General features: G+C 73.4%; 12 protein-coding genes. 7 read left to right on the top strand and 5 right to left on the bottom strand.

Annotation, left to right across the window (positions count from 1 at the left end; translation table 11 throughout):
- Together AB0K43_RS30665 and AB0K43_RS30660 are read right to left on the bottom strand one after the other, a co-directional pair.
- Nucleotides 1–1,362, bottom strand: a 1,362-nt coding sequence (locus AB0K43_RS30665; protein ID WP_363645551.1) for an extracellular solute-binding protein, incomplete at its 3' end; no start/stop codon positions are given.
- Nucleotides 1,363–1,540: 178 nt separating this feature from the next.
- A complete protein-coding gene (locus AB0K43_RS30660; RefSeq protein ID WP_363645549.1) occupies nucleotides 1,541–2,335 on the bottom strand; it encodes a DeoR/GlpR family DNA-binding transcription regulator in 795 nt (264 codons plus the stop codon).
- Nucleotides 2,336–2,555: 220 nt separating this feature from the next.
- On the opposite strand from AB0K43_RS30660, the gene AB0K43_RS30655 reads away from it, so the two are divergent.
- From AB0K43_RS30655 to AB0K43_RS30640, 4 genes are all read left to right on the top strand, one after another.
- Nucleotides 2,556–3,476, top strand: coding sequence for a sugar isomerase (locus AB0K43_RS30655; RefSeq protein ID WP_363645547.1), 921 nt, complete (start codon nucleotides 2,556–2,558; stop codon nucleotides 3,474–3,476).
- A gap of 172 nt (nucleotides 3,477–3,648) precedes the next feature.
- Nucleotides 3,649–4,581, top strand: a complete 933-nt coding sequence (locus AB0K43_RS30650; RefSeq protein WP_363645545.1) for an ROK family protein — start codon at nucleotides 3,649–3,651, stop codon at nucleotides 4,579–4,581.
- Nucleotides 4,578–5,747 (top strand): N-acetylglucosamine-6-phosphate deacetylase, encoded by a 1,170-nt coding sequence (gene nagA / locus AB0K43_RS30645; protein WP_363645543.1) that lies wholly within the window; start codon nucleotides 4,578–4,580, stop codon nucleotides 5,745–5,747. The genes AB0K43_RS30650 and nagA overlap by 4 nt, the downstream gene beginning before the upstream one ends.
- Before the next feature lie 70 nt (nucleotides 5,748–5,817).
- Nucleotides 5,818–6,681, top strand: a complete 864-nt coding sequence (locus AB0K43_RS30640) for a class II fructose-bisphosphate aldolase (protein ID WP_363645541.1) — start codon at nucleotides 5,818–5,820, stop codon at nucleotides 6,679–6,681.
- On the opposite strand, the gene AB0K43_RS30635 is transcribed toward AB0K43_RS30640, so the two are convergent.
- On the bottom strand, nucleotides 6,659–7,573 hold the full coding sequence (locus tag AB0K43_RS30635; RefSeq protein ID WP_363645539.1) for a hypothetical protein: 915 nt from the start codon (nucleotides 7,571–7,573) through the stop codon (nucleotides 6,659–6,661). The two genes, AB0K43_RS30640 and AB0K43_RS30635, sit on opposite strands and share 23 nt — an antisense overlap.
- A gap of 126 nt (nucleotides 7,574–7,699) precedes the next feature.
- Nucleotides 7,700–9,610, bottom strand: a complete 1,911-nt coding sequence (locus tag AB0K43_RS30630; protein WP_363645537.1) for a diguanylate cyclase — start codon at nucleotides 9,608–9,610, stop codon at nucleotides 7,700–7,702.
- A gap of 443 nt (nucleotides 9,611–10,053) precedes the next feature.
- Here AB0K43_RS30630 and AB0K43_RS30625 point away from each other — a divergent pair, with 443 nt between their 5' ends.
- Entirely contained in the window at nucleotides 10,054–10,518 is a 465-nt protein-coding gene (locus AB0K43_RS30625) for a flavin reductase family protein (protein WP_363645553.1), read from the top strand.
- 60 nt (nucleotides 10,519–10,578) lie between these two features.
- Here the strand turns inward: AB0K43_RS30625 and arfB are convergent, their stop codons facing one another.
- Nucleotides 10,579–11,010, bottom strand: a complete 432-nt coding sequence (arfB, locus tag AB0K43_RS30620) for an alternative ribosome rescue aminoacyl-tRNA hydrolase ArfB (protein WP_363645535.1) — start codon at nucleotides 11,008–11,010, stop codon at nucleotides 10,579–10,581.
- Between the two features lie 86 nt (nucleotides 11,011–11,096).
- Between arfB and AB0K43_RS30615 the strand changes: the two genes are divergently transcribed.
- A complete protein-coding gene (locus AB0K43_RS30615) occupies nucleotides 11,097–11,585 on the top strand; it encodes a hypothetical protein (protein ID WP_363645533.1) in 489 nt (162 codons plus the stop codon).
- 132 nt (nucleotides 11,586–11,717) lie between these two features.
- Nucleotides 11,718–12,293 (top strand): TerD family protein, encoded by a 576-nt coding sequence (locus tag AB0K43_RS30610; RefSeq protein WP_363645531.1) that lies wholly within the window; start codon nucleotides 11,718–11,720, stop codon nucleotides 12,291–12,293.
- The last annotated feature ends 136 nt before the right edge of the window (nucleotides 12,294–12,429 follow it).

Genomic DNA, 12,429 nt, shown 5'->3' with positions numbered 1-12,429 from the left:
CCCGCGCCCCCGCCCCCCCCCCCGCCGGGGGGCCCCCCCCCCCCCCCCCCCGGCGCCCCCGCCCGCCGCCCGGGCCCGGCTCGCCTCCTGGGCGGCCGCGGCCTGGAGCTGGGTCAGCACGTCGTCGCCGCCGGCCTTCACCGCGGCGCCGATCTTCTCCTTGAGCTTGACGCTGACCTTGTCCCAGGACGGGTCGCCCAGCGGGTAGAAGTTGGCGCTCGGCAGCGCGTTCAGGAACTCGGTGAGGTCCTGGTGCTTGCCGCTGCCGGTCATCTCGTCCTTGGTGTCCTGGGTGACCGGCAGCAGGTTGTACTGCTCGTCGAACCTGAGCGTGTTCTCCTTCAGGTAGACGAAGTTGAGGAACTTCTTGATCTCGGTCTTGTGGCCGTTGGCCTTGAAGGCCATCATCCAGTCCGCGACGCCCAGGGTGGTCGGCTTGGCGCCCGCGTCCTTGCGCGGGATGGCCGCGGTGCCGTAGTCGACCTTCGACTCGATCGCCTTGGCGACCAGGCCCGGGTGCCCGTTGAGCATGGCGACCTTGCCGCTCGCGAAGTCCGCGAAGGCGGTCTTGCGGTCGACCGTGGACGGGTCGGGGTAGGTCAGGTGACGGTCCACCAGGTTGGTGCGCAGCCACTTGAAGGTGTCCCGGTTGGGCTGGCTGTCGACGCTGTAGTTGCCGGCGTTGTCGGCCAGCGTGCCGCCGCCGCTCATGGTCCAGATCATCGACTCGCCCTGGGCCTCCTCGGGCCCGAGCGGCAGCGCGTACGGGATGGTCCCGGGCATCTTGGCCTTGACCAGCTCGGCGTCCTTGCGCAGCTCCTCCCAGGTGGTGGGCGGGGCGCTGATGCCGGCCTTCTGGAACATCGTCCTGTTGTAGACGAACACCCGGGTGGAGGCGACGAACGGGATGCCGTACTGGCTGCCGAGCACCTGGCCGGCCTTGGCGAAGGCGTCGATCATGTTGGCCTGGGTGTCGATCGAGAGCACGTCGCCCGCCGGGTAGAGCCGGTCGGCGGCGACCTGGTCGGCGTAGCCGCCGGTCTGCACGACGTCGGGCACCTTGCCGCTGCTGATCAGTTCGGCGACCCGCTTGTCGATGTCGGTCCACGGGACCACCTCCACCGAGACCTTGAAGCCCGGGTTGGTCGCCTCGAAGCGGCTCACCAGGTCGTCCCAGTAGTGGGTGGTGCTGGTCGCCTCGGTGTCGCCGTAGTCGGCGGCGACCAGCTTGAGGGTGACGGAGCCGCCGCCACCGGTGCCGACGGCTCCACAGCCGGTGAGCAGCAGGGTGCTCGCCAGGGCCGCGGCGAGGGTCGGGTTGCCGGACTTCCGGGTCTGTCGCGGCCGGGACGCACTGTTCAACTCGGTTACCGCCTTCGAGGGATGGAGAGCGGGCGCCACCCTGGCAGCATCCGCCCAGGTGGTCCATACCTCTTGCGGTGTAAGTTACCGAGTTGTCTGCTGACGTTGCATCAGGTGCAACCGGATCCTGACATTTAGGGACATCCGGCACGGCAGGTCGATCGGGCCCGCACCGCGTTCAGGCGGTGATCACCTCGACGCCGGCCTCCGTGAACGCGGCGGCCAGCGCGGGGTCCACCCCGCTGTCGGTGACCAGCGCGTCCACCGCGTCGAGCCCGCAGATCCGGGCGAAGGCGCGGTGCCCGAGCTTGGAGGAGTCGGCGGCCACCACCACCCGGCGGGCCCGCTCGGCGAGCAGCCGGTTCACGCTGGCCTCGCCCTCGTGGTGGGCCGTCGCGCCGTGCTCGACGTCCACCGCGTCCACCCCCAGCACCGCTATGTCCAGAGCGAGTTCGCCGAGCACCAGACCGGCCAGCGGGCCGATCAGCTCGTACGACTGGGGGCGGGCGACGCCACCGGTGACCACGATCTTCACCTGCGGGCGGACGGTCAGCTCGTTGGCGATGTTGAGCGCGTTGGTGACCACGGTGAGGGTCTGCCCCGGGCCGTTCTCCGCCCGCTCGGTGAGCTCCGGCCGGACCGCCAGCGCCCGGGCCACCTCGGTGGTGGTGGTGCCGCCGTTGAGCCCGACCACCTCTCCGGGTGCCAGCAGCGCGGCCACGGCGGCGCCGATCCGCTGCTTGGCGTCGGCGTGCCGGGCCGACTTGTAGCGCAGCGGCAGGTCGTAGGAGACGTTGTGGGCCACCGCGCCGCCCCGGGTGCGGGTCACCATCTGCTGACGGGCGAGCTGGTCGAGGTCGCGGCGGATGGTCGCGGCGGACACCCCGAGCGCCTCGGCGGCCTCCTCGACCTCCAGCTTGCCGTGCTCGGCGAGCAGCTCCAGCAGTGAGTTCCAACGCTCGTACCTGGACATGCTGTGCCGCCCCTCCTCGCTTGCTCGACCGCTCCGGGCCCGCGCGAGGCCACGCGCGAAGCGGGGACAGCTTGTCACATCTCCGCGCGTTGATGCGGGATCTTCTCGCCCCACCCGGAGCGCACCATTGCGCAATGCTGCTCGAAAAAGCTATAAATCAATCAGCTTCACGCACCAACCGTTGCCGTGGACCGGAGTGCCGACCCGAGGAGCCCGCCCGATGCCCGTTCCATCCCTGACCGGCGAGGAGCTCGCCACCCAGCCCGTCGACTGGCGCACCGCGATCGGCCTGGCGGCCGAGGTGGCCCCCGCCCTGCCGCAGCGCGGCGAGCGGGTGGCCGTGGTCGGCTGCGGCACCCCCTGGTTCATCGCGCAGTCCTACGCGGCGCTGCGCGAGGCGGGCGGGCACGGCGAGACGGACGCCTTCGCGGCCTCCGAGTTCCCCTACCGGCGCAGCTACGACCGGGTGCTGGTGATCAGCCGCTCCGGCACCACCACCGAGGTGCTCGACCTGCTCGGCCGGATCAAGACGCCCAACACGGCGATCACCGGGGACATCTCGCAGCCGATCGCCTCGGCGGCCGAGCAGCTGGTCGACCTGGGCTTCGCCGACGAGCGCTCGGTGGTGCAGACCCGGTTCGCCACCACGGTGCTCGCGCTGCTGCGGGCCCACCTGGAGCTGGCGGACGCCCGGCCGGCCGGGGTCGGCACGGTGGCCGCCGCGGCCGACCACGCCGAGGCGGTGCTGGCCCAGCAGGTGCCGCCCGAGCTGATCGCCTGCGAGCAGTTCACCTTCCTCGGCACCGGCTGGACCAACGGGCTGGCCCAGGAGGCCGGGCTGAAGATGCGCGAGGCTGCGCTGGCCTGGACCGAGGCCTACCCGGCGATGGAGTACCGGCACGGGCCGATCAGCATCACCGCCCCGGGCCGCGCGGTGTGGTGCTTCGGCGACCTGCCCGAGGGCCTGGCCGAGCAGGTCGCGGGTGTCGGCGGGCACCTGGTCGCCGGCTCCGGCACGGGCGGCGTCGACCCGCTGGCCGACCTGGTCCGGGTGCACCGACTGGCCATCGCCCTGGCCACCGCCCGCGGCCTGGACCCGGACCGGCCCCGCAACCTGACCAGGTCCGTCATCCTGGCCTGAGCGCACCGGCGGCACCCCGGGGCGCCGCCGGCCGGACCGGAAGGAAGGTTGCCCGAGGCACCACAAACCCCTCAGCAGGCACCAAAGCACGACAAACCTCACCCCTCATGGACCAGACCAATCGGGCAACTGGACTAGACCTCTTCGACATGGGCAAGGGAAACTGTCCCCCGTGAAGCACGTCATCGCACTCGATGTAGGCGGCACCGGCATGAAGGCCGCGCTGCTCGCCCAGGACGGCTCCGTGCTGTTCGAAGCACGCCGACCGACCGGGCGGGAGCACGGCACCGAAGCCGTCGTCGCCACCATCCTCGACTTCGCCGCCGACCTCGCGGACGAGGGCCGCAGCCGCTTCGGCTGCGCCCCGCTCGCGGCCGGCGTCGCGGTGCCGGGCACGATCGACGAGAAGAACGGGATCGCGGTCTTCTCCGCCAACCTCGGCTGGCGGGACCTCCCGATGCGGGCACTGCTCGGCGAGCGGCTCGGCGGCCTGCCGGTCGCGCTCGGCCACGACGTCCGCTCCGGCGGGCTGGCCGAGGGCCGGATCGGCGCCGGCCGCGGGGTCGACCGCTTCCTGTTCATCGCGCTCGGCACCGGCATCGCCGGCGCCATCGGCATCGGTGGCCGGATCGAGGCGGGTGCCCACGGCTACGGCGGCGAGATCGGCCACGTGGTGGTCCGCCCCGGCGGGCCGGCCTGCGGCTGCGGCGCCCTCGGCTGCCTGGAGACGCTGGCCTCGGCCTCCGCGGTCTCCCGGGCCTGGGCCCTCGCCGCCGGCGACCCCACCGCCGACGCCGCCGCCTGCGCGCTGGCGGTGGAGGCCGGGGACAAGCGCGCGGTCGAGGTCTGGCAGACCGCCGTCGACGCCCTCGCCGACGGGATCGTGCTGGCCCAGAGCCTGCTCGACCCGTCGACGGTGATCGTCGGCGGCGGGCTGGCAGAGGCCGGTGACACCCTCTTCACGCCCCTGCGCCAGGCGGTGACGGAGCGGCTGACCTTCCAGATGCCTCCGAAGGTCGTTCCGGCCATGCTCAAAGACACCGCCGCGTCCCTGGGCGCTGGCCTGCTCGCCTGGGATCTGCTCTCCATGGAGGTGACCGCGTGACAACCGCGGACCGTACTGCCCTCGCCGGCGCCCGACTCGTCCTTCCCGGCGGTGTCGTCGAGAACGGCCGGATCGTCGTCGAGGGTCCGCGCATCGCGGGTCTCGGCGGCGCGGCGGAGCCCGGCGACACCGACCTGACCGGCCACACCGTGGTGCCGGGCTTCGTCGACCTCCACGTGCACGGCGGCGGCGGCGCCTCGTACGCCTCCGGGGTGGCCGAGGAGGCCCTGCGGGCCGCCCGGACCCACCTGGAGCACGGCACCACCACCACCGTCGCCTCCACCGTCACCGGCGAGATCGACGAGCTGTGCCACCAGGCGGCGGTGCTCTCCGAATTGGTGGAGGACGGCGTGCTGGCCGGCGTCCACTTCGAGGGCCCGTTCATCTCGCACAACCGGTGCGGCGCCCACCGCCCCGACCTGCTGCGCGACCCGGACCCGGCGCTGGTGCGCAAGCTGGCGGACGCCGCCCGCGGCCACGCCAAGATGTTCACCCTCGCCCCCGAGCTGCCCGGCGGCCTGGAGTCCGTCCGGATGCTGACCGACCTCGGCATCATCGCCGCGGTCGGCCACACCGACTCCGACTACGCCAAGACGCTGGAGGCGATCGACGCCGGCGCCACCGTCGCCACCCACCTGTTCAACGCGATGCCGGGCATCCAGCACCGCGCGCCCGGCCCGATCGTCGCCCTGCTGGAGGACGAGCGGGTCACCGTCGAGCTGATCAACGACGGCATCCACCTGCACCCCTCGGTGCTGGACCTGGCGTACGGCACGGCCGGCGCCGGGCGGGTGGCACTGATCACGGACGCGATGGGCGCGGCCGGGATGGGCGACGGGCTCTACCCGCTCGGCCCGCTCCAGGTCCGGGTCGAGAACGGCGTCGCCCGGCTGGTCGAGGGCGGCTCCATCGCGGGCTCCACGCTCACCCTCGACGTCGCCTTCCGGCGCTCCGTCACGGTCAACGGCCTGAGCATCGAACAGGCCGTGCAGTCCCTGTCCACCGTCCCGGCCCGACTGCTCGGGCTGAGCGACTCGATCGGTTCCCTGGAGGCCGGCAAGCACGCCGACCTCGTCGTCCTCGACTCCGACAGCTACGAGCTCGTCGCGGTGATGCGCCGTGGCGAGTGGATCATCGGCGCGGACCGCCTCACCAAGGCTCACTGAAGGCCTTCTCCCGTCCCCCGGGGGTGAGTAGCGGTACTGCGTCCCGCTACTCACCTTCCCTGGGACACCCATGCCTCTCGCCCGTACCGCCGACCTGCTGGCCACCGCCGTCGCCGAGCGCCGCGGCCTGCCCGCCTTCAACGTGATCACGCTGGAGCACGCCGAGGCGATCGCCACCGGCGCCGAACTCGCCGACACCCCGGCCATCCTGCAGATCAGTCAGAACGCGGTCGCCTTCCACGGCGGCCGGCTGCTGCCGCTGGCCCGCGCCTGCGCGGAGGTGGCCGCCGCCGCCCGGGTGCCGCTCTCGCTGCACCTGGACCACGTCGAGGACGTCGACCTGCTGCGGGCCGCGCCGGCGGCCGGCTTCTCCTCCGCGATGTACGACGCCTCCGCGCTGCCGCACGCCGAGAACGTCAAGGCCACCGCAGAGGCCGCCGCCTGGGCCCACCGGCACGGGCTGCACCTGGAGGCCGAACTCGGCCGGGTCGGCGGCAAGGACGGCGAGCCGCCGCTCTCCCCGCACGCCCCCGGCGCCCGCACCGACCCCGCCGAGGCGGCCGGCTACGTCGCCGACACCGGGGTGGACGCGCTGGCGGTCGCGGTCGGCAGCTCGCACGCGATGACCACCCGGTCCGCCGCCCTCGACCACGGGCTGATCCGCCGGCTCGCCGCCGCCGTGAGCGTCCCGCTGGTGCTGCACGGCAGCTCGGGCGTCCCGGACGAGGAGCTGGCGGCCGGCCTCGCGGCCGGCCTGGTGAAGGTCAACATCGGGACGGCGCTGAACACCGCCTTCACCCCGGCCGTCCGCCGCCGGCTGGCCCTGGACGAGGGGATCAGCGACCCGCGCAAGTACCTCGCGCCCGCCCGCACCGCGATGGCCGAGGTGGTCGCGCACCTCGCCCGGGTGGTCAGCGCTTCGGGTAGTCGGTGACCGACATCGGGGTGAGCGCCACCTGATCGAGCAGGATCGAACCGCTGCCCCCGGCCGGGATGGTCACCGTCACGGTGTTCGTCCCGGCCTGCAGCTGCGGCCATATGTTGGTGCTGAACCAGGACCGCTCCGGGTCGGCGCTGCCCTTGCCGTAGTTCTTGAAGGTGACGCCGCCCGGGTGGTCCGCACCGTTGACGCTGACCGAGGCCGGCAGGTCGGCCACCGAGTTGTTGAAGTGCAGCCAGAGCTTGTACTGCCCGGCCGAGGGCACCGAGACCGTCCAGGTCGCCGAGGAGCCGGCCTGCATGGTCAGGTAGCCGCCGTCGGCCGAGATCGCGCCCTTGACCGTGTTGCCCGTCGGCGCGTTCTGCCCCTGGAGCTTGGCGGCGTCGGCGATCGGCTGCCCGTCCGCCGTGGGGCTGGCCGGGGCCGGCGGGGAGGACGCGCTGGAGGGCTGCGTCGAGGCGACCGGCACCCCGCTCTGCGAGGCCTTGGTCTCCGGCTTGCCGTCCGGGTCGCCGGTGGACAGCGCGATGCCCGCGCCGACCGCGACCGCGGCGATCACCGCGACCGCGCCGATCACGGCCGCCTTGCCGCGCCCGCCGCTCGGCCGCTCCTCGCCCGGCTGCGGGCGCGAGCGCTCGGCGTACCGGGCCTGCTGCGGCACCGAGGCGGCCTGCGCCGCCTGCGGACCCGCCGGGAACTGCTGCGTGGGCGCCGCCGCCGGTGCGTGTGCGCCGTACTGCGCCCGGCCGACCTCCATCGGCCTGCTGTACGAGTTGCGCGGCTGCGGCTGCGCAGCCGTCTCGCCCTCGGCGGGGCGGTAGAGGTAGGCGAACGGGTCGTCGTCGCCCGCGCTCTCGGGTGTGCCGTTGCTGCCGGCCGTGGTCACGGTGGTTCAACTCCCCATCGCGGCGGGCCGCACGGAGCTTGCCGTACGGTCAAGTGGTGGACGCTCGTACCCAGGGCACCCTACCTGGCGCCCCCGTCGGCGGGGAAAAGGCGGCCTGATCTGCGGCTAGCCCGCCCGCCGGTGCGAGCGCTCGCCGCGCGCCCCGCGGACCGCGCTGCCCCGGGCCCGCTTCTCGTCGTACATCCGCTCGTCGGCCGCGTGCAGCACCTCCTCGATGCTCATCCCGCAGCCCGCCCAGCCGATGCCCAGGCTGACCCCGACCCGCATCGCGCGGTTGTCGATCCGCATCGGCGGGATGATCGCGTTGCGCAGCCGCCCGGCCAGGTCCTTGGCCTCCTCGCGGCCGATGCCGTCGGCCAGCACGACGAACTCGTCGCCGCCCATCCGGGCCACCGTGTCGCCCTCGCGGACCACCTGCTGGAGCCGGCGGGCCACCTCGATCAGCACCGCGTCGCCGGCGTTGTGCCCGAACCGGTCGTTCACCGACTTGAAGCCGTCCAGGTCGCAGAAGAGAACCGCCAGGCCCTTCTCCCCCGGCACCGGGACCCGCCGGCTGCCGGCCCACACCTCGCCGCCCGGCTGGTCGACCGGGACCACGGCGTGCACGTGGTCGGGGGCCGGGTCGCGCAGCTGCGGCGGGTACCCGCCGTCGAAGACCTCGATGTCGTGGTGGAGCGACTCCTCGGGGTGGCCGTAGCCGTGCGCCGGGACGCCGGCGTCCAGGCCCTCGAAGCCCCCGTGCGCGCCGTAGGAGGCGCTGTAGGACGAGCCGGCGTACGAGGGCTCGTACGCCGGCTCGTAGGACGTGCTGTACGCCACGTCCTGGGCACCGTGCGGCGCGCTCTCCGTCAGGGCGGCGTGCCCGGCGGCGACCGCGCCGTAGCCCGCCCCGTACGCCGCTCCGTGCGCGGCCGCGCCGCCCGGGCCCTGCGGCGCGGCGCACAGCCGGCGGCCGAGCCGGGCCCGCAGCTCGGAGCCGTTGGGCAGGCCGGTCAGCGCGTCGTGGCTGGCCCGGTGGGCGAGCTGGAGCTCGTGCTTCTTGCGGTCCTCGATGTCCTCGACGTGGGTGAGCAGGAAGCTCGGGCCCTCCGCGGCGTCCGCCACCACCGAGTTGCGCAGACAGACCCACTGGTAGCCGCCGTCCCGGCGGGAGAGTCTCAGCTCGGCCCGGCCGCCCTCGGCGCTGGTGCGCTGGAGCAGCGCCAGGTCCTCGGGGTGCACCAGGTCGGCGAAGCGCTGCTGGCGCAGGGTGGCCCGGGGCCGGCCGAGCAGGCGACAGAGCGCGTCGTTGACCCGGGTCAGCTGCCCCATCGCGTCGCCGTGCAGCTCGGTGATGGCCATCCCGCTGGGCGCGTACTCGAAGGCCTGCCGGAAGCTCTCCTCGCTGGCCCGCAGGGCCTGCTGCTCCTTCTCCAGCCGGGCCAGCGCCCGCTGCATCTCCGCGCGTAGTCTCGCGTTGCCGATCGCGATCGACGCCTGCAGCGAGAACATCTCCAGCGCCTCGCGGGTCCAGGCGCCCGGGCGCTTGCCGCTGCGCGGGCGGTCCACCGAGAGCACCCCGAGCAGATCGCCGCCGGCGCTGTACATCGGGGCGAGCAGGCCGTCGTTGGGGTGCCAGTCGTTGGCGTAGACCGGCAGCGGGCCGTCGCCGGTCCAGGTCGGGATGTCGGAGGCGACCGCCCAGCCGCGGTCGTGCGGCAGGAAGCGCAGGGTGCCCCAGTGGTCGCAGACGCCGAGCAGCCGCTCCCAGGACTCCCGGGAGCCGACCTGGCCGAGCAGCACGGCGGGGCCGCCCAGGGCGCTCTCCTCGATCTCCCAGACCGCGGCGACCACCAGGTCGCCGTCCGGGCGGACCAGGCTGACCGCGGCGGCGTCGAATCCCAGCCCGTGCACGGCGCCCTCGACCACGGCCTGGAGCGTGCCGGCCAGACTCCGGGCAGCGTTGAGGTCCGCCACGACCCGGTGCAAGGTGCGGAGGGTCGCGAGGCGGACGTAGGGCTCCGACTCGGCTTCCATGCGGGGGCTCCCCGGCTGCTTCGGATTGTTCGTGACTGGTTATCGTCCGATTGCCAGAAGAACTGAATCACAGGGAGCACTGCGATAGGCACGCTCGGTCAGCAATAGGTGGCCACTGTGACCCAAATCACACAAGGATGAACCGGTTCGGGCGCTTTGAGTCGCCCGATACCGGGACATTCTCCGGCTCCCGGCCGTCCGTTGGTCGGCGGACAGCCCCTGCGACCCAAGCCCGGTGACCGCCGGCAGGCCCTGGGCGCTCTCTCCCGGGAGTGAGCTGGCCCCGCCGGCCGGCCGACAGGACCCCCGCCCCGGGCCCCACCGGTCCTACGACCAGGGCCCGATACCGGCCGTGTGGCGGGGCGACTACCGTGCCGTACGTGCACACCTCCCCACAACCTCCCGCCGCCCCCGTCGCCACCGCCGACGAGTTCCGGGCCGCCATGGCCCAGCTCGCCTCCGGCGTCAGCCTGGTGACCGCCAACGATCCCGAGGACGGCGAGGACGTGGGCATGACCGCCACCTCGTTCCTGTCCGTCTCGCTGGAGCCGCCGCTGGTGCTGGTCTCGGTGCGCACGGACTCGCGGATGGACGAGGTGCTCACCCGGGCCGAGGCCTGGGCGGTCTCGCTGCTGGACGAGGGGCAGCGGGCGCTCGCCTCGCGGTTCGCCATGAAGGGCCGCCTCAGCGACCGGCTGCTGTTCGCCGACACCCCGCACCGGCCCGGGCCCTGGTCGGCCGCGCCGCTGATCGACGGGGCGCTGGCCACCGTCGAGTGCCGGACCGAGCAGCGGGTGGAGGCCGGCGACCACGTCCTGGTGCTCGGGCGGGTGCTGGAGGCGAGGGTGTCCGGCCCCGCCGGGCGGCCGCTGCTGTACTTCCGGGGCGGCTACCGCCAGGTCGGCTGACCGGCCGGAACGGCCGGCCGGAGCGGCCCGGTCCCGCGCGCGCCCGGCCTCACTCCGGCCTCACTCCGGCCGCGGCCGGCCGCGACCCTGCTTCAGCTCGGCCCGGCGCCGCTTGTTGTCCAGCCGGCGCTCCACCATCCCCCGGCTCGGCTTGGTGGCCCGCCGGGCCTTCGGCGGCGGCGCGGTGGCCTCGCCCAGCAGCGAGGCGAGCCGGGCGGCGGCCACCTCCCGGTTGCGCCACTGCGAGCGGTGCTCGGAGGCGCGGACCACCAGCACCCGCCCGTCCACCAGCCGGCCGGCCAGCCGCTCCAGGGCGCGGGCCTTCCAGACCTCGGGCAGCGCGGCGCTGGCCGCCAGGTCGTAGCGCAGCTCGACCTGGGTGTCGGAGGTGTTCACGTGCTGGCCGCCGGGGCCGGAGGAACGCGAGAAGCGCCAGACGAGCTCGGCGTCGGGGACGACCACCGACCCCCGTACGCGGATGGGCTCAGGCATGCGCCCATCATCCCGTGCCGGACGGCCACCGGTCACCCGGTTATCCCCGGGCCGCGGCGCTCCGGCGGTGCCGGACAATGGCGGGTGTGATCGAGCTCGGCTACGCCCTGTCCACCCGGTTCCCCGACCCCCCGCAGACCGACTACCGCAGCGCCTCGGTGCGCAGCCTGCGGTACGACCTGTTCTGCGGCGACGTCTACCTCGACCTGGACGGCGAGGAGCTGTCCACCCGCTGGGGGTGGGTCCCGGTGCTGGACTTCGCCTGGGCGCTGTGCGACATCGTCGAGCAGCTGGACGAGGACCCGCGGGGCAGCCGGGCCGCCACCGTGCGCACCGCGGACCTGGACTTCACCCAGAACACCGAGCTGCTGCGGTTCGCCCGCCGGTTCGGCTGGGTCGAGATCGGCGCCACCTGGCTCCGGGACGCCGAGCCGCTGGTGGTCCGCCACGCCGAGCTCCGGCGCGAGGCCCGGGACTTCCTGCAGGACGTGCTGGCCGACCTCACCGACCTGCACGACGGGCTGGCCGACAATCCGGCGATCTGGACGGTGCAGGGCAGGTTTCCGCGGGTCTGACCGCCGGCCGGCCCCGGTGGGTGAGACGGTTTCGACCGATGGTTCGTGACAGAACTCGGGGCCCGGATGGAACCATGGACGGGCCGGTCCGCGTTCTTCCGGCAAAAGCGACCGAAGGGACACCGAAAAACCATGCCAGTGAGCCTCTCCAAGGGTGGCAACGTCTCGCTGACCAAGGAGGCCCCGGGCCTGACCGCGGTCACCGTCGGCCTCGGCTGGGACGTCCGCACCACCACGGGTGCCGAGTTCGACCTGGACGCCAGCGCGATCGTGCTCAACGAGGGCGGCAAGGTGTACTCCGACCGTCACTTCGTCTTCTTCAACAACACCAGCACCCCGGACAACAGCGTCGTCCACACCGGTGACAACCGGACCGGCGAGGGCGCGGGCGACGACGAGGCGATCAACGTCAACCTGGCGGCGCTGCCGGCCGACGTCACCAAGATCACCTTCCCGGTCTCGATCTACGACGCGGTCACCCGCGGCCAGAGCTTCGGCCAGGTCCGCAACGCCTACATCCGGGTGCTGAACGCCAGCGGCGGCGCCGAGATCGCCCGCTACGACCTCTCCGAGGACGCGGCCACCGAGACCGCCATGATCTTCGGCGAGCTCTACCGCAACGGCGCCGAGTGGAAGTTCCGCGCGGTCGGCCAGGGCTACGCCTCGGGCCTGGTCGGCATCGCCCAGGACTTCGGCGTCAACGTCTGACCGGCGGCCACGCAGACGGGCGGCGCCCGGACCCGGCCGGGTCCGGGGCGCCCGCCGCGCCACACCAACGATCACGTACATCCCCGCTCCCACATCGACAAAAACACGGTCGAGGCGGTCCAGGGGGGCATCTTGT

It is taken from the genome of Kitasatospora sp. NPDC049258 (assembly GCF_040678895.1).
Lineage (GTDB): Bacteria > Actinomycetota > Actinomycetes > Streptomycetales > Streptomycetaceae > Kitasatospora.
Note: the sequence above shows the minus strand (reverse complement) of the source record. Positions and strands in the feature narration are given on the sequence as shown.